This is a genomic window from Ideonella margarita (assembly GCF_038066635.1).
Classification (GTDB): domain Bacteria; phylum Pseudomonadota; class Gammaproteobacteria; order Burkholderiales; family Burkholderiaceae_C; genus Ideonella; species Ideonella margarita.
Window position 1 is genome coordinate 16307 of sequence record NZ_JBBUTI010000004.1, and the last position, 15859, is coordinate 32165.

The 15859-nt window shown below is 66.9% G+C and carries 16 protein-coding genes and 1 tRNA gene; 12 read left to right on the top strand and 5 right to left on the bottom strand.

From position 1 onward, the window contains the following. Positions 1-7 precede the first annotated feature (7 nt). From AACH00_RS05435 to AACH00_RS05455, 5 genes are all read left to right on the top strand, one after another. Positions 8-1702, top strand: coding sequence for an FAD-dependent oxidoreductase (locus AACH00_RS05435; protein WP_341398073.1), 1695 nt, complete (start codon positions 8-10; stop codon positions 1700-1702). Continuing rightward, on the top strand, positions 1699-1926 hold the full coding sequence (locus AACH00_RS05440; RefSeq protein ID WP_341398074.1) for a DUF2783 domain-containing protein: 228 nt from the start codon (positions 1699-1701) through the stop codon (positions 1924-1926). The genes AACH00_RS05435 and AACH00_RS05440 overlap by 4 nt, the downstream gene beginning before the upstream one ends. A gap of 137 nt (positions 1927-2063) precedes the next feature. Next, on the top strand, positions 2064-3059 hold the full coding sequence (locus tag AACH00_RS05445) for a TRAP transporter substrate-binding protein (RefSeq protein ID WP_341398460.1): 996 nt from the start codon (positions 2064-2066) through the stop codon (positions 3057-3059). A 44-nt stretch (positions 3060-3103) separates the two neighbouring features. Beyond that, positions 3104-3601: a TRAP transporter small permease gene (locus AACH00_RS05450; protein ID WP_341398075.1), complete on the top strand. Its 498-nt coding sequence runs from the start codon at positions 3104-3106 to the stop codon at positions 3599-3601. Next, a complete protein-coding gene (locus AACH00_RS05455; protein ID WP_341398076.1) occupies positions 3602-4927 on the top strand; it encodes a TRAP transporter large permease in 1326 nt (441 codons plus the stop codon). On the opposite strand, the gene AACH00_RS05460 is transcribed toward AACH00_RS05455, so the two are convergent. Continuing rightward, a complete protein-coding gene (locus AACH00_RS05460; protein ID WP_341398077.1) occupies positions 4928-5968 on the bottom strand; it encodes a quinone-dependent dihydroorotate dehydrogenase in 1041 nt (346 codons plus the stop codon). It lies immediately after the preceding gene. Between the two features lie 51 nt (positions 5969-6019). Here AACH00_RS05460 and rpiA point away from each other — a divergent pair, with 51 nt between their 5' ends. Both rpiA and AACH00_RS05470 read left to right on the top strand, forming a co-directional pair. Beyond that, positions 6020-6682, top strand: coding sequence for a ribose-5-phosphate isomerase RpiA (gene rpiA, locus AACH00_RS05465; RefSeq protein ID WP_341398078.1), 663 nt, complete (start codon positions 6020-6022; stop codon positions 6680-6682). Between the two features lie 106 nt (positions 6683-6788). Further along, the gene (locus AACH00_RS05470; protein WP_341398079.1) at positions 6789-6974 is read left to right on the top strand and encodes a hypothetical protein; all 186 of its coding nucleotides are present in this window, start codon (positions 6789-6791) and stop codon (positions 6972-6974) included. A 31-nt stretch (positions 6975-7005) separates the two neighbouring features. Here the strand turns inward: AACH00_RS05470 and mnmC1 are convergent, their stop codons facing one another. The 4 genes from mnmC1 to earP all read right to left on the bottom strand — a co-directional run bounded on the left by mnmC1 (position 7006) and on the right by earP (position 11883). Beyond that, positions 7006-8943, bottom strand: a complete 1938-nt coding sequence (mnmC1, locus tag AACH00_RS05475; protein WP_341398080.1) for an FAD-dependent 5-carboxymethylaminomethyl-2-thiouridine(34) oxidoreductase MnmC1 — start codon at positions 8941-8943, stop codon at positions 7006-7008. Further along, positions 8940-9884 (bottom strand): heme-dependent oxidative N-demethylase subunit alpha family protein, encoded by a 945-nt coding sequence (locus AACH00_RS05480; RefSeq protein ID WP_341398081.1) that lies wholly within the window; start codon positions 9882-9884, stop codon positions 8940-8942. Before AACH00_RS05480 ends, mnmC1 begins: the two co-directional genes overlap by 4 nt. Positions 9885-9968: 84 nt before the next feature. Beyond that, positions 9969-10523, bottom strand: coding sequence for an elongation factor P (gene efp, locus AACH00_RS05485; RefSeq protein ID WP_341398082.1), 555 nt, complete (start codon positions 10521-10523; stop codon positions 9969-9971). A gap of 253 nt (positions 10524-10776) precedes the next feature. After that, positions 10777-11883, bottom strand: coding sequence for an elongation factor P maturation arginine rhamnosyltransferase EarP (earP, locus tag AACH00_RS05490; protein WP_341398083.1), 1107 nt, complete (start codon positions 11881-11883; stop codon positions 10777-10779). Between the two features lie 35 nt (positions 11884-11918). Here earP and uvrC point away from each other — a divergent pair, with 35 nt between their 5' ends. The 5 genes from uvrC (at position 11919) to AACH00_RS05515 (ending at position 15781) form a co-directional block, all read left to right on the top strand. Further along, on the top strand, positions 11919-14051 hold the full coding sequence (gene uvrC / locus AACH00_RS05495) for an excinuclease ABC subunit UvrC (RefSeq protein WP_341398084.1): 2133 nt from the start codon (positions 11919-11921) through the stop codon (positions 14049-14051). Further along, the gene (locus tag AACH00_RS05500; protein ID WP_341398085.1) at positions 14038-14595 is read left to right on the top strand and encodes a hypothetical protein; all 558 of its coding nucleotides are present in this window, start codon (positions 14038-14040) and stop codon (positions 14593-14595) included. Before uvrC ends, AACH00_RS05500 begins: the two co-directional genes overlap by 14 nt. Positions 14596-14649: 54 nt before the next feature. Next, positions 14650-15219 carry a CDP-diacylglycerol--glycerol-3-phosphate 3-phosphatidyltransferase gene (gene pgsA, locus AACH00_RS05505; RefSeq protein WP_341398086.1) on the top strand — a complete coding sequence of 190 codons (570 nt, stop codon included), beginning with the start codon at positions 14650-14652 and terminating at the stop codon, positions 15217-15219. A gap of 204 nt (positions 15220-15423) precedes the next feature. Then, complete coding sequence (locus AACH00_RS05510; RefSeq protein ID WP_341398087.1) at positions 15424-15696, top strand: HU family DNA-binding protein; 273 nt, start codon at positions 15424-15426, stop codon at positions 15694-15696. Positions 15697-15705: 9 nt separating this feature from the next. Next, positions 15706-15781: transfer RNA gene (locus AACH00_RS05515), tRNA-Val, on the top strand. Positions 15782-15859: the final 78 nt, after the last annotated feature.

The following is a 15859-nucleotide window of genomic DNA, read 5'->3' on the forward strand; positions in this document are numbered from 1 at the left end:
GGCCGCCATGTTGAAGAGCTACACCTGGCCGCAGTTCTCGTCTGCGCCCGCCCCGGAGTGCCAGTCTGACGAGGTGCGTCGCGTGCCCGTCGTGGTGGTGGGCGCCGGGCCGGTGGGCCTGTGCATGGCGATCGACCTGGCGCAGCGCGGCCTGCCGGTGATGCTGCTGGACGAGGACAACACCGTCAGCGTGGGCTCGCGCGGGCTTTGTTATGCGCAGCGCACGCTGGAGGTGCTGGACCGCCTCGGTTGCGGCCAGGCGGTGGTCGACAAAGGCGTGAGCTGGAATGTGGGGCGCACCTTCCACCGCGACGCTGAGGTGTTCCAGTTCCAGCTGCAGGCCGAGCCTGGCCACCAGCGCCCGGGCATGGTCAACCTGCAGCAGTACTACCTCGAAGAGTTTCTGGTGCGCCGGGCTGCGGAGTTGCCCAACCTCGACTTGCGCTGGCACCACAAGGTGGCCCAGGTGCAGCCGATGGACGACGGCGTGCTGCTGACGGTGGAGACGCCCGACGGCAGCTTCCGCCTGCATGCAGACTGGCTGGTGGCGGCCGATGGCGCACGCAGCCCGATCCGTCGCCAGTTGGGCGCCGACATCGAAGGCCGGGTGTTCAAGGATCGTTTCCTGATCGCCGATGTGGTGATGCAGGCGCCGTTTCCCGCCGAGCGCTGGTTCTGGTTCGACCCACCGTTCCACCCCGGCCAGAGCGTGCTGTTGCACCGCGAGGCCGACAACGTCTGGCGGATTGATTTCCAGCTCGGCTGGGACGCGGACCCGGAAGAGGCGAAGCGGCCGGAAAACGTCATCCCGCGCATCCAGGCGATGCTGGGCGAGGCGCATCCCTTCGAGCTGGAATGGGTCAGTGTCTATACCTTCCAGTGCCGGCGCATGGCGAACCTGCGCCACGGCCGCGTGCTGTTCGTGGGTGACGCGGCGCACCAGGTGTCGCCCTTCGGTGCGCGCGGTGCGAACTCGGGCATCCAGGACGTCGACAACCTCGGCTGGAAGCTGCAGGCGGTGGTGGCCGGCCACGCGCCGGAAGGCTTGCTCGACAGCTATCACGTCGAGCGGGGCCAGGCGGCCGACGAGAACCTGCAGAACTCCACCCGGTCGACCGACTTCATCACGCCCAAGTCGCCCGTCAGCGGCTTGTTCCGTGATGCGGTGCTGGGCCTCGCAGCGCAACACCCGTTCGCCCGTTCGCTGGTGAATTCGGGTCGATTGAGCCAGCCCACCCGGTATGCGCCCGGCGCGCTGCAGACGCCTGACGCTGATCAGTTTGCCGGCCTGCTGCAACCCGGTGCGCCGCTGCCGGATGCCCCGCTGCTGGTGAACGGCCAGGACGCCTGGTTGCTGGCACAGGTGCGAGACGGTTTCACCCTGCTGGTGTTTGGCGCGGACCCCGCCGGCTTGCCCGACTTGCTGGAGGCCGGCTCAGGCCAGCCCGGCATGCCGCTGCGCGTGCTGCGCATCAAGGCGCCGGGCGGCTGGGTGCTGGGCGGCGAGTTGCTGGACGTCGCGGGCCTGGCTGCGTCGCGCTGCGATGCGCGCGACGGCACCGCCTACCTCATTCGCCCGGACCAGCATGTGGCCGCGCGCTGGCGCACCCTGGACGTGGCCGCGGTGCAGGCCGCCGTGGCGAGGGCGCTCGGGCTGCCCTTGATGACGTCCACCGAACCCGACACCGCCGCTCAGCCATGACCACCCTCATCACCCAATCGAACTTTCACCAGCCGGGTGAGCAGGCTGTGCATGCCTGGCAAGCCGGCGATGACTTTTACGAAGCGCTGGTGGCCACCCACCAGGGCCTGAGCGACGAGCAGAGCCAGTTGCTGAATGCGCGCCTCGTGCTGCTGCTGGCCAATCAGGTGGGCGACCTGAGTGTGCTGCGCGAAGCGCTGGCCGCCGCCCGCGACGGCGTGTGAGCCCGATCCAGCGCGTGCGCAGGTATCCCCGAATGGCCCGGCCAGCCTGCCGCGCCTAAGCTGTTCCATCCCTTCACCGGAGATTTACCGTGATTGCATCCAAGACGATTCGCACGCTGTCGGCGTCGGCTGCCCTGATGGCCCTGGCCACCGCCAGCCAGGCCCAGGAAGTGACCCTGAAGTTCCACCACATCTGGAACCCGCAGGCCATGGCCTCGGTGAACGTGATCGGGCCGTGGTGCGAGAAGATCGCCAAGGAATCCGCCAACCGCATGAAGTGCCAGATCCTGCCCGCGATGTCGGGTGGCGGCACGCCGCCGCAGCTGGTTGACCGCGTGAAGGATGGTGTTGACGATGTCGTCATCACGCTGCCTGGCTACACGGCCGGTCGCTTCCCCGCGATGGAAGTGTTCGAGCTGCCCTTCATGACCAACTCGGCCGAGGCCGGTGCCCGGGCCAGCTGGGATTACCTGCAGAAGTACGCACTGAAGGAATTCCCGGGCACCCGCATTCTGGCCAGCTGGGTGCATGACGAGGGCTATGTGCACACCCGCGACAAGCCGGTGAAGACGCTCGCTGACTTCAAGGGCCTGAAGATGCGCGCGCCCACGCGCCAGACCAACCGCCTGCTGGCTGCTCTGGGCGCATCGCCTGTCGGCATGCCGCTGCCGGCCATTCCGGATGCCGTGAGCAAGGGCACCATCGACGGCTTCCTGCTGCCCTGGGAAGTGATGCCTTCGCTGAAGCTGCAGGAGATGGTGAAGTTCCATTCGGAGACCGACCCGAGCCGCCCGGCGCTCTACAGCGCGGTGTTCGTGTTTGCGATGAACCAGTCGCGCTACGACAGCCTGCCGGCTGACCTGAAGAAGGTCATCGACAACAACAGCGGTGCCGCCTACTCGCAGGCCATCGGCAAGGTCTGGGACAGCTCGCAGGCAGCGGGCCGCAAGGCCGCGCAAGAGCGTGGCAACACCTTCTACACCGTGCCCGCCAGCGAGCTCGACAACTGGGTGAAGGCCTCGGCCCCGTTGTACGACGGCTGGATCGCCGACATGGATGGTCGCGGCATGCCCGGCAAGGCCATGCTGCAGGACGCCCGCGACCTGCTGGCCAAGTACCGCACCGCCAAGTAAGCCAGCCCCATGCTGCGCATTCACTTCAAGAGCAAGAGGCCCGCATGACGCGCTGGTTGCAGCATGTGGCCCAGGCGTTTGCCTGGCTGGGCGGGCTGGTGGCCAGCGCCGTGGCGGTGATGACCGTGGTCTCGATCATCAAGCGCGCCACCGGCTTCATGCCGGTGCAGGGCGATGTCGAGATCACGCAGTTCGGCATCGCGCTGTGCATCTCGCTGTGCCTGCCCTGGTGCCAGCTCCAGAAGGCCAACATCATTGTTGACTTCTTCACCCAGCGCCTGGCCGCGCGCAGCAACCACTGGCTGGACGCGCTGGGCGCGTTGCTGCTGGCGCTGATGTGCGGCCTGCTGGCCTGGCGCACCTCGGTGGGGGCGGTGGGCGCGCGCGAGGTGAGCGAGACCTCGATGATCCTGTCTCTGCCGATGTGGTGGGCCTATGCGTCGCTGGCGCCGGGCCTGGCGCTCTCTGCCCTGGTGGCGCTGATGCAGGCTGCGGCCCACGCGCGCGGCACCGACCTGCTGCCACCCGCCGAAGGGATTTGAATGGATGCGATGACGACGGGCCTGCTGATGTTTGCAGGCATGCTGGTGCTGATGGCCCTGCGGGTGCCGATTGCAGCCGCGATGTTCATCCCCGGCGCCTTGGGTTACTGGGGCATGAGCAACGACATGGCGTTGCTCAACCTGCTCAAGGGCAGCGCGGTGGCGCGCCTCACGGTTTATGACCTGTCGGTGATTCCGCTGTTCCTGCTGATGGGGCAGTTCGCCACGCAGGGCGGCTTGTCTCGCGCCTTGTTCCAGGCGGCGGCAGCGTTTGTCGGCCACATCCGCGGTGGCCTGGCGATGGCGGCCATCCTGAGTGCGGCGGCGTTCGGGGCGGTGTGCGGCTCGTCGGTGGCCACCTCGGCCACCATCACGCAGGTGGCCTACCCCGAGATGCGCAAGCATGGCTACAACGGCGGCCTGGCCACCGCCACGCTGGCCACGGGGGGCACGCTGGGCATCCTCATCCCGCCGTCGGTGCCGCTGGTGGTCTACGCCATCCTGACCGAGCAGAACATCGCCAAGCTTTTTGCCGCGGCCTTGGTGCCCGGCTTGCTGGCGATGGTCGGCTACCTGATCGTCATTGCGCTGGTGTGCCGCTTCAAGCCGGAGCTGGCCACGCCCAGCGCCCCGTTGGCGTGGGCACAGCGCTGGCGCGCCCTGGCCGGCATCTGGCCGATCGTGCTGATCTTCATCACCGTGTTCGGCGGCATCTACGGCGGCGTGTTTTCGCCCACAGAAGGCGCGGCGGTGGGGGCCGCAGGCACGTTTGTCGCGGCGATGGCCCGGCGTGAACTCAGCGCGGAAGGCATTCGCCGCAGCTTCGTCGGCACAGCCGAAACCTCGGCCATGGTGTTCATGATCTTTCTGGGCGCCGACATGATGAACGCGGCGCTGGCCCTGACCCAGATGCCGAAGTTGCTGGCCGACTGGGTAACGCACCTGCACGTGGCGCCACTCTGGATCGTCGGCGCGGTGATGCTGTTCTATGTGGTGCTGGGCTGCGTGATGGACGAGCTCTCGATGATGCTGCTGACCATCCCCGTGCTTTTCCCGGCCATCATGGGCCTGGACCTGTGGGGCCTGGCGCCCGAGATGAAGGCCATCTGGTTCGGCATTCTGGTGCTGATGACCGTGGGCATCGGCATGACGGCCCCGCCGGTGGGCTTGAACGTGTACGTGGTGAACAGCATCGCGCGGGACGTGCCGATGAACGACACCTACCGCAGCGTCTTGCCGTTCCTGGCCACCGACGTGCTGCGCACCACCGCCATGCTGTTCTTCCCCAGCCTGTGCCTGGGGCTGGTGCGCTGGCTGTTTGGCTGATCAACGCTTGATCAGGGCGCGGGCGGCTTCGGGCACCAGCTCGGAGCCACGGTAGATCAGGCCGCTGTAGATCTGCACCAGGTCTGCACCGGCTTCGATCTTCGAGCGCGCATCGGCACCGCTGAGCACGCCACCGGCGCCGATGATCGGAAAGCCCGCACCCAGCTCACCGCGCAGGGCGCGGATCACCCGGTTGCTGGCCGCCAGCACCGGGCTGCCCGAGAGGCCACCGGTTTCTTCGGCGTGCATCTGGCCCTTCACCGCATCACGCGCGATGGTGGTGTTGGTGGCGATCACGCCGTCCATGGCGTGCTTCTTCAGCGTCGCGGCAATCACCCGAACCTGGTCGTCGTCCAGATCCGGGGCGATCTTGAGGAACACCGGCACCTGCTTGCCGTGCTCGGTGGCCAGGCGCTGCTTGCGCTCATTGATGGCGCCCAGCAGGGCGTCCAGCGCGTCGTCGCTCTGCAGGGCCCGCAGGTTCTTGGTGTTCGGGCTGGAAATGTTCACCGTCACGTAGTCGGCATGTGGATACACGCCCGACAGGCCGATCAGGTAGTCGTCAACCGCGTTCTCGATCGGCGTGGCCGCGTTCTTGCCGATGTTCAGGCCCAGCACGCCACCGGCCGCGCGGAAGCTGCGGGCGCTGCGCACATTGGCCAGAAAGGCATCGAGGCCTTCGTTGTTGAAGCCCAGGCGGTTGATCAGCGCATTCGACTGCGGCAGACGGAACATGCGCGGCTTCGGATTGCCCGGCTGCGCCTTCGGCGTCACGGTGCCCACTTCGATGAAGCCGAAGCCCATCGCGCCCAGGCCGTCGATGCAGCGGCCGTTCTTGTCGAGACCGGCGGCCAGGCCGACCTTGTTCGGGAATTTCAGCCCGGCGACGGTGACCGGATCGGCCACGCGCGTTTGCGCCCACAGGCATTGGGCCGGCGTGTTCTGCAGCCGGGCCATGCTGTTCATCGTCAGGTCATGGGCGGCTTCCGGGTCCAGGCCGAACAGGAAGGGGCGGGTCAGTGCGTAAGGAATCAGGGCCATCGTGCGTCTCGGGGTGTCAGCCTGCATTGTCTCAGAGGCGATAATCACGGCATGACGCAAGACGAACTCAAGGCCCTGGTGGGCCAGGCCGCTCTGGCCTACGTGGTGCCGGGCAGCATCGTGGGCGTGGGCACGGGCTCTACCGTGAACTGCTTCATCGATGCCCTCGCAACGATGAAGGACCAGATCGCTGGCGCGGTGTCCAGCTCCATCAAGAGCACGGAACGCCTGAAAGCGCACGGCATTCCGGTGCTCGACAGCAACGAGGTGACGGCCATTCCGGTCTACATCGACGGTGCCGACGAGATCGATCACCACGGCTACATGGTCAAGGGTGGCGGCGCCGCGCTGACGCGCGAGAAGATCGTCGCCGATCTGGCCGAGCGCTTCATCTGCATCGCCGATGAATCGAAGCTGGTGGACGTGATGGGTGCCTTCCCGCTGCCGGTGGAGGTGATTCCGATGGCGGCTTCTCAGGTCATCCGCCGCTTCGCCAGCCAGTACGGCGGCCAGGCCAGCATCCGTGCCGGCGTGACCACCGACAATGGCAATGTGATCGTCGACGTGCGCGGTCTGCAGATCAGCGATCCGCTGGCCATGGAGAACGAAGTGAACCAGTGGCCCGGCGTGGTCACCGTGGGCATCTTCGGTCACCACAAGGCGCGGGTTTGCCTGCTCGGCACGTCGCAAGGTGTGCGCACCCTGAACTTCTGAACTTGCGCTGCACTGCCCGAGCCGATGAGCCGGTGGGTGTATCGTTGAGCCCAAGGCGGTGTCTTCCGACACCGCCATTTTTTTCCCTTCATGCAAAGGACGGCCCATGGCCACGCCCAACTACGGCTACGAAAAGCGCCAGCGCGAGCTCGCCAAGAAACGCAAGAAGGAGGAAAAAGCTGCACGCAAGGCCGCCGGTCTGCCTGAGCTGACCGACGAACAACTGGCCGAAGGCCAAGAGCCGGGCGCCTCTGAAGATGCGCCTGCTGCCGGCGACAGCCCGGCCGCCTGAGCTCACGCTTCAGGGCACGCCGTGCACCGCTTCAACCGCCGCGCCGACGTGCGCGCGCGGTGAACCGGGCAGCATCCACGGCATCCAGCAGGCTTGAGGCCACCGGCATCGGTTGGCCACACACCCAAGCCGCCAGCACTTCACCCATCAGCGGTGCCAGTGACAAACCGCGTGAGCCCAACGCGGCCATCACGTACAAGCCTTCTACCCGCGGCACATGCCGGGGTTGCTCCAGCCGTTGCAGGCCGTCCAGCTTTGTGGCTGCCACCGGGCCGAGCACAGGCAGCTTGTCGGCGCACACCTGGCGCCAGCCGACGCGGCCTTGCATGGCGTCCGCCGTCATGGCCCACCCCGCAGCAGCTTCCGGCCGCCCCGCCAATGCCGCGACCTGTGCCAGGTTCTGTGCATGGTCGTCTGGCCGCACGGTGGCGTCGTCATCATCGAACTGGTGGGTGGCACCGCACACCATGCCGCCGCCCTGGGCCGCTGGCAGCTTGATCAGGTAGCTGCCGCTGGCCAGGGGCAGCTCCTGCAATGGTGGCAAGCCGTCAAGCGATTGCACCTGCGCGGCCGTGAGCTGGCTGATCTGGCCACGCTGGCGATCCAGCGGCCAGTCAGCAGCGTCGGTCCACGGTGCCAGCAGCCGCGGTGCGCCATGGGCGTTGGTCAGCACCAGCACATCGGCGTGAGCGATCAGTTGGCCATCGATGCTCCAGGCGGCCCAGCCGTGAATTTTGTCATCGGCTTGGCCATCAACCTCGGTGCTGAGGGGTGCGATGCGGTCCACGGTCTGGCCGGTGCGCAGCTGTATGCCGGGCTCTGCCAGCCAGGCCCGCACCAGCGCAGCAGGGCTGACCCAGCCGGCGTTTTGGAACAGCCATGCGGGGCCGTTGAGCACGCCGCCGGAGCGATCGTGCGCAGCTGTTTCAGGCAGTGCCTGTGCCCAGGCTGCTGGCAGTTCTTGCTGCGTGAGCAGCGCGGCCATGGCGGCGGGGTCTTGACCTTGCGCACCGCGCAGCAAACCCGCCACGGCGCCCGGCACCAAGGCGTCGGCCTGTTCGCCCACCAATGGGCGCAACAGGTGGGCCGTGCGTGCCGCGCCCGCGCGCAGCCACTGCGCATGGGCGCCGTCTTGCGGGTGCACCACCGGATGAAACAGCCCGGCCGGGTTGCCTGAGGTTTCCTGTGCGGCCTGGTCGCGGCGCTCCAGCACCGTCACCTGCAGGCCTTCAAGTGCCAGGGCGCGCGCTGCGCTGGCGCCGGCCAGACCGGCGCCCAGCACGAGTGCGGTACGTCGCTGCGTCGCTGCGCGTCGGCCGGCGGGTGCGGCTGTGGTGCCGGGGCGTGCCACGCGATGGGCGTGCCAGATGTTGGCAAGCGCGCTGTGGCTCGCCTCCGGGTAAGCCGCCACAAACCCAGCCTGCCGCAAGCCACGACGCAGCGGCTCGCTGGCGGGCATCGCTGTCAAGGTGGCGTCGGGTGCGCACAGGCGAGCCAAGGCCTTGCCAAGCCGGTCGTCATCCACTGGCTGATTGGCCGATCGGGCCTCTTCCGGGCCATCGCTGATCAGCACCGCGTCGGCTTGCAGGGTCAGCTCGCTCAGCCAGCCGGCCAAGGGGCCGACGGCCAGCAGCAGGCGAATCGGCTGGTCGGGCCACTCGATGGTGTTCAGCCCCGGGGTGATGCCGGGTTTGACGGCCAGCCAGTGTGGCGCCAGCGCGGCGTCCTCTGCCAGCAGGTCGAGCCCGTCAGGCGGCTGGCCAGCGACAGCCACCACCGTCAGCCGCTGGCTGCGACCGGGGTCGTTCAGCCAGGCTCGCCGCAGCGACAGGAACGCTTCGCCCATCCCAAAATTCGTGAGCAGCGCGACGAAGTGGCTGCTGCCGGCCCAGCGCGCGGGCAGGTCGTGAGCGCGCCAGATGTCGTCGAGCACGGTGGCGGTTGTTGTGTCGATGGTGGGCTCGCTCACAACGAAGCGCGGGCGTTCAGCCAGTCAAGCAGCCGACCCCGGGCGTCGGCCATGTCGCGGTAATCCAGCACGGCCTCACTCATGGTGGCCACGGCCTCAGCCAGGGCCCGGGCCTGTGCGGCGGTGGTGATGGCCTCGGGCAGCGGCTGCGTGTCGACCCGGATGGTGAACACCGCCTGCTGGCGCTCCGGCAGCGGAATGAAGGTCTGCTGCTCGGTGCGGAACCAGGTGAGTGCGGCCAGTGCATTCGCGTCGGCCTCTGCGGGCCAGGGCGACGGGTCCAGCGTGGCAGGGTGATTGTTCAGGCGCGGGTGGCGGGTGAGGTTCCAGACGAAACGCTCCCAGCGCTGCGCGCCGCAGGCCAGCCGCATCAGGTGCTCGCCGGCCTTGATCAGCACGGCGTTGTCGGCGACGGGCGCATGCACCTGCGCAAAGTGGCGGCCGATCTTGTCTTGTGGTGCCCAGTGCGAGGGCAGGCACACCGCCAGCCAGGGCAGCGTGGCGTTGGCCCCGTCGATGATGGCGAAGTCTTCGGCGAAGGCCAGCACCAGCAGACCGGCGCGCCGCCATTCAACGGGCAGCGCAGCCAGGCAGGCGCCCACCTCCGGCAGCGTGCTGCCGATGTCGCGCACCTCACCGGCCGGCGTTACCGCCCAGCCCAGCCAGGTGGCTTGCCAGGTGTGGCCGTGGACGATCTGGAACGCCGCCGGGTGCTCTTGGGCGGCCTGTGCCGCCAGCGCGTCGAGCGCGGGTGTGGCATCAAAACCGTCGACCTGCTGCAAGGCGCGCTCGGGCCAGGTCATGAGGATGGCGAGCTTTTCGCGCAGGTGCCGCGCACCGGGGCGGTTGGGGGTCAGCTGCGTTGCGTTGCCTTCCCATTTGCGCAAGCCCGGTTGCATGCGGAAGGGGGCCGTGACGGCGTGGTCGAAATCAAAAGCCATGGTTCAGAAATGCAAATGGGCACCCGAAGGTGCCCATGATGCCGTACCCGGGCCGCCGTGCAGCCGGGTGAGTGCCGTGCGCGATCAGACGCGCTTGCGGTACTCGTGGGTGCGGGTGTCGATTTCGATCTTGTCGCCGTTTTCAACGAAGATCGGCACCATGATTTCGAAGCCGGTACCGACGATCTTCGCAGGCTTCAGCACCTTGCCCGACGTGTCGCCCTTGACGGCCGGGTCGGTTTCGATTTCACGCACGACGCTGGTCGGCAGTTCCACCGAGATGGCCTTGCCGTCATAGAACACGACTTCAGCTTCCATGCCGTCTTGCAGGTAGCTGAGGGCGTCGCCCATGTTTTCGGCTTCGATCTCGAACTGGTTGTACTCGGCGTCCATGAACGCGTACATCGGGTCAGCGAAGTACGAGTAGGTGCAGTCCTTCTTGTCCAGAATGATCTGGTCCATCTTGTCATCAGCCTTGAAGACCACTTCGGCGCCGCCGCCGTTCAGCAGGTTCTTCATCTTGATGCGCACGGTGGCAGCGCCACGGCCGCCACGGCTGTATTCGGTCTTGAGCACGACCATCGGGTCCTTGCCCTGCATGATCACGTTGCCGGCGCGGATTTCCTGAGCGAGTTTCATGGTGAGTTTCCGGTGTGGACGAGGCCGCCGCACATGGGCGGCCTGGGGTGTGTCAGCGGCCGGCTGGGGCTGCCCCGTGTGGGCTACCCGCCTAAAAGGGCCATGAGCGTCGCCGGTTGGCCAGATGGATTCGCTGTGTCTTGCTCTGTGCTGTGCTCAAAGGCAGACAGCAGAGGGCTTCAGTCAACACAGTGGTGTCCAGCCCGGCAAAAGGGCAATGGTCGCGGGCCTGTTTTCCGCAAAGCCTTGAATTTTATCGCTTTTCGGCGACGAAATGAAGTAGCTGGGTCACGAGGTCGTTTTGGGCCAGCAATTCCTGTCGCCAGGCGAGGGTCAGATCACTCCACCCGGCTCGCTCGGGCCACTGCATGGGCGAGGCGTCCAGGCCGTTCCAGCGTCGCATGGCGGCGCGCAGTTGTTCGGCCACGGCGGCTGAGGCGCCGGCCACGTGGCGATCAATAAAGGCGTCCAGCTTGCCGGCGTGCACGCCGTCTTCTTGGCTGTAGATGTGCCAGATGAAGGGCCGGCCGGCCCACTGCGCCCGCACGAAGGAGTCTTCGCCACGCACCAGGTTCACATCGCAAACGGCCAGCAATTCATCAAAGCTTTCCTGCGGCAGGAAGGGCAGGGCGTGCTGACGGATGTGGCTGGGCAACTGTTGCGCCTCGACGGATTGCGTGGCGGCGCCCGGTGCGGTGAGCAGCAGGGTCGGCTCCGGCGGCAAGGCCTGCAGCCATTCGGCGATCGGCGCGCCCGGGTAGCAGAACAGGCTCACCAGCGACTCGCCGGGCTGCCAGTGGATGCCGGCACGCGACAGCCAGGTGGCGCGGTCGAGGGAATCGAGGTGCTCGATCAGGCCGGGTTCGCGCAAGAGGCCGCCTGTCTTCGGGGTGAAGCCGGGGTAGAAGAACCACTTGTCGAGGCCGGCGCCCGGGCCGCTGAACTGCGGTGATTTCAAGCCATGCGAGCGCTCCACATAAGGCTCGGCACTCAGGTATTCGAGGTTCAGCCAGACGGGCGCCGGGCCGGTGCTTGCGGTCTTCGCCATCGCCGCGATGAATGAGGCTGGCAGTTCGCAGCCGAAGGCTTCGACGATGACATCGCCCGGCATGGTGTCGGCGGCTGGGCCAGCGGCCACATCCATCCAGCGGCGCACTTCGATGCCCGGCTGCCCGCCACCACGTGCCATCCAGTCGAGTGCGGCGGGGTCATCGACCCACAGGCGCACCTGGTGGCCGCGCGTGTGCAGATCACGGGCCAGGCGCCAGCAAACGCCGATGTCGCCGAAGTTGTCGATCACACGGCAGAAGATGTCCCAGCGGAGCGGGGCGGTTGGCAGGGTTGTTGCAGGCGCAGGCATGGCAGCCATTATCGAAGCGGCACAATGCCGCCCCAATGAGCGCTGAGTCTGAGACCCCTTCCCCCGACGAGCCGACCAAGGCCGGCCCGACTGCCGACGCTGCGCGGGCCGACACCGAGCGCGCGGAGGCGGCCCGGGCTGACGCCATCGAGGCCGATGCCCAAGCGGCGGTGCGCGCGGCGGTGGCCGCCCGTGAACGCGTGCTGGCCGAGGTGGCTGCGCTGCCGGGCTTGCCGGGTGTCTACCGCTACTTCGATGTGCATGGCACCGTGCTGTATGTCGGCAAAGCGCGGGATCTGAAGAAGCGCGTGTCGAGCTACTTCCAGAAGGACCTCGGCGGCACCCGCATCGGCGTGATGGTGTCGCGCATCGCCCGGCTGGAAACCACGGTGGTGCGCACAGAGGCGGAAGCGCTGCTGCTTGAGAACAATCTGATCAAGACGTTGAACCCCAAGTTCAACATCCTGTTCCGCGACGACAAGAGCTACCCGTACCTGAAGCTCGTGTCGCATGGCTTTCCGCGGGTGGCCTATTACCGCGGCGCCGTCGACCGCAAGCACCGCTATTTCGGCCCCTACCCGGGCGCCTGGGCGGTGAAGGAAACCATCCACCTGATACAGAAGGTGTTTCGCCTGCGGACCTGCGAAGACACGGTGTTCAACAACCGGACGCGGCCGTGCCTGCTGTACCAGATCCACCGTTGCTCCGGGCCGTGCGTCGGCTTCATCACCCCGGCCGATTACGCCCGCGATGTGCGCGACACCGAGCGCTTCCTGCTTGGTGAGCAGCAGCAGGTGGTGGACGAGTTGCAGGGCCAGATGATGGCCCACGCCGAGGTGTTCGAGTACGAGAAGGCGGCCGAGCTGCGCAACCGCATTGCCGCGCTGGCCAAGGTGCAGCACCAGCAGTCGATGGACGAGAGCAGCCTGTCGGTGGGCGGGCGCGATGTCGACATCCTGGCCGTCAAGGTGGCCGGTGGGCGTGCGTGCGTCAACCTGGCCATGGTGCGTGGTGGTCGTCACCTGGGCGACCGGGCGTTCTTCCCGGCCCATGTGGAAGACGCCACCGCCGTGCTGGCCGAGGAAGCGCTGGCGCTGGATGGCGATGCGGACAACCCCGCAGAGCCAGCGGCGTTGACCACAGAGAACGACGCCGAGCCCCAGACCGCGCAAAGCCTGATGCAGCGCGCCGAACGCGAGGTGCTGCAGGCCTTCATCGCGCAGCATTACCTGCAAGGCACACCGCCACCCCTGCTGGTCACCAGCCTGGCCGTGGACAAGGCGCTGCTGCAGGCGCTGTCTGCCCAGACCGGCGTGAAGCTGGTGGCGCAGCACCAGCCGCGCGAGCAACGCCGCATCTGGCTCGACATGGCCATCACCGGCTGTGAATTGGCGCTGGCGCGTCTGCTGGCCGAAGAGGGCTCGCAGCGCGAGCGCACCCGCGCGCTGGTGGATGCGCTGGACCTGGCGGTCGACGACCTCGATACCTTCCGCGTCGAGTGCTTCGACATCAGCCACACGGCGGGCGAAGCCACGCAGGCGTCGTGCGTGGTCTTCCAGGACCACAAGATGCAGAACGCCGAGTACCGGCGCTACAACATCGAGGGCATCACCGGCGGCGACGATTACGCGGCGATGCGCCAGGTGCTGACGCGCCGGTATGCCAAGCTGGCCGAGGTGGTGCGCACCGACGGCCCGCCTGCCGCGACCGCCAAGGTGCGTCTGCCCGACATCGTGCTGGTGGACGGCGGCAAAGGCCAGGTCAGCATGGCGCGCGAGGTGTTCGAGTCCCTCGGGCTGGATGTCAATCTGATCGTCGGCGTCGAGAAGGGCGAGGGCCGCAAGGTGGGCCTGGAGGAGCTGGTGTTTGCGGACGGCCGCGACAAGCTCACGCTGCCGCCGGACTCCGCCGCGCTGATGCTGGTGGCCCAGATCCGCGACGAGGCCCATCGCTTCGCCATCACCGGCATGCGCGCCAAACGTGCCAGTGTGCGCACCGGTGGCAGCCGGCTGGAGGACATCCCCGGCGTGGGCCCCAAAAAACGCGCGAAACTGCTGCAGCGATTTGGTGGTGTGCGGGGCGTGGCCAATGCGGGCATCGACGACCTCGCGACCGTGGAAGGCATCTCGCGGGAACTGGCAGAGGAGATCTATCGTGCGCTTCATTGACGAGCGGTTGTCTGGCGTTGCCCGGAGCGGGGTGGTGAAGGCCTTGCGTGCCCGGGGTGTCGCGGCCTGCGTGGCCGGCCTTGCGGCGGTGTTGACGGGATGCGGCGTGCCGCCACCTGCGCCCGCACCGACCCAAGCGCCAACCCCGCAGCGCGCGCCCAGCCCGCCAGCGGCGGCACCGGCTGGGCGCCCGACGCTGGCGCCCCCCACCGGCCAGCTGCGCAGCTGGCGTGAATATCAGGTTCGGGCGGCCAAGCGCCTGGTGGCGGCACACCCGGACAGCAGTTACACCGGCAAGGTTCAAGAGCCGCTGCTGGCCGTGCCCGTGCTGGAAGTGGAGTTGCGTGCTGACGGTTCCGTGGCCAAGGTAGACGTGCTGCGCTACCCGAAGCAGGCCCGCGACGCGGCGCAGCTGGCGATTGATGCCGTTCACCGCGCCGCGCCGTATGGCGATGTGTCGAAACTGCCCAAACCCTGGAAGTTCACCGAGACCTTTTTGTTCAACGACGACCGCCATTTCAAGCCCCGCACGCTGGACGATTGAGCGATCGGTGTGGAGGCGCGGCGGCGCGTCCTAAATCAGAGGCAGAATCGCGACATGTTTCTCACGATACCGACGCTGCTGACATGGGCCCGCATCGTGGCCATCCCCCTGATCGTCGGTGTGTTCTACCTGCCTTCGGTGGACGTGGCCACGCGCAACCTCGTGGCCACGGTCATGTTCGTGGTGTTTGCCGCCACCGACTGGCTGGACGGCTACCTGGCCCGCAAGCTCAACCAGACCTCCGCATTCGGCGCCTTCCTGGACCCTGTCGCCGACAAGTTCCTGGTGTGCGCCGCACTCCTGGTGCTGGTGCATCTGCAACGCGTTGATGTGTTGATTGCGCTGGTGATCATCGGGCGCGAAATCGCGATCTCGTCGCTGCGTGAATGGATGGCGCAGATCGGTGCGTCGCGCAGCGTGGCGGTGCACATGCTCGGCAAGTTGAAGACCACCGTGCAGATGGTGGCCATTCCCTTCCTGTTATTTGACGGCGTTCTGTTCGGCGTGATCGACACGAGCTGGTGGGGCACCGGCCTGATCATCATTGCGTCTGTGCTCACCATCTGGTCGATGGTGTATTACCTGCAGAAGGCCCTGCCCGAAATTCGCGCCAAGGCGCGGTAAGTCTCTGCACGCGGGCCGCTGCCAATTCGTGGCCGAATTGGCGCCCCGAACGGCCGACCCACCCCGGGTTTGCGCTTAGAATCCGCCCTCTCGCTTGACAGCACTGTGCTCGCAACGCTGTAATGATTTTTGGTCCGACAGAGACCTCCCGGCAACGATCCGGTTACTCATCCCACGCGTTAGTTTTGTAAGAGGGTTACTTTCGTGAACAAGTCAGAGCTGATCGAACACATTGCACAGCAGGCCGACATTTCGAAGGCCGCTGCAGCCCGCGCCCTGGAAGCCATCATTGGCGGCGTGAAGACCACCCTGAAGAAGGGCGGCAGTGTCTCGATCGTCGGCTTCGGCACCTTCGCTGTCACCAAGCGTGCCGCTCGCACTGGTCGCAACCCGCGCACCAACGAAGCCATCAAGATCAAGTCGGCCAAGGTGCCGAAGTTCCGTCCGGGCAAGGGCCTGAAAGACGCACTGAACTGATTGTTCCGCGGGTGCTTAGCTCAGTTGGTAGAGCGGCGCCCTTACAAGGCGTAGGTCGGGGGTTCGAGCCCCTCAGCACCCACCACCGCGGAATGTCAGCGCTTTTTCATTAGAATCGCGCGCGGCGCACGCAGACCCGGAAGCAAGGCGAACACCCGTTCGC

Bases quoted from the DNA above. Each gene is read 5' to 3' on its own strand.
- AACH00_RS05435 (WP_341398073.1), top strand. From the start codon at position 8: ATGTTGAAGAGCTACACCTGGCCGCAGTTCTCGTCTGCGCCCGCCCCG.
- AACH00_RS05440 (WP_341398074.1), top strand. From the start codon at position 1,699: ATGACCACCCTCATCACCCAATCGAACTTTCACCAGCCGGGTGAGCAG.
- AACH00_RS05445 (WP_341398460.1), top strand. From the start codon at position 2,064: ATGGCCCTGGCCACCGCCAGCCAGGCCCAGGAAGTGACCCTGAAGTTC.
- AACH00_RS05450 (WP_341398075.1), top strand. From the start codon at position 3,104: ATGACGCGCTGGTTGCAGCATGTGGCCCAGGCGTTTGCCTGGCTGGGC.
- AACH00_RS05455 (WP_341398076.1), top strand. From the start codon at position 3,602: ATGGATGCGATGACGACGGGCCTGCTGATGTTTGCAGGCATGCTGGTG.
- AACH00_RS05460 (WP_341398077.1), bottom strand. From the start codon at position 5,968: ATGGCCCTGATTCCTTACGCACTGACCCGCCCCTTCCTGTTCGGCCTG.
- rpiA (WP_341398078.1), top strand. From the start codon at position 6,020: ATGACGCAAGACGAACTCAAGGCCCTGGTGGGCCAGGCCGCTCTGGCC.
- AACH00_RS05470 (WP_341398079.1), top strand. From the start codon at position 6,789: ATGGCCACGCCCAACTACGGCTACGAAAAGCGCCAGCGCGAGCTCGCC.
- AACH00_RS05480 (WP_341398081.1), bottom strand. From the start codon at position 9,884: ATGGCTTTTGATTTCGACCACGCCGTCACGGCCCCCTTCCGCATGCAA.
- efp (WP_341398082.1), bottom strand. From the start codon at position 10,523: ATGAAACTCGCTCAGGAAATCCGCGCCGGCAACGTGATCATGCAGGGC.
- earP (WP_341398083.1), bottom strand. From the start codon at position 11,883: ATGCCTGCGCCTGCAACAACCCTGCCAACCGCCCCGCTCCGCTGGGAC.
- uvrC (WP_341398084.1), top strand. From the start codon at position 11,919: ATGAGCGCTGAGTCTGAGACCCCTTCCCCCGACGAGCCGACCAAGGCC.
- pgsA (WP_341398086.1), top strand. From the start codon at position 14,650: ATGTTTCTCACGATACCGACGCTGCTGACATGGGCCCGCATCGTGGCC.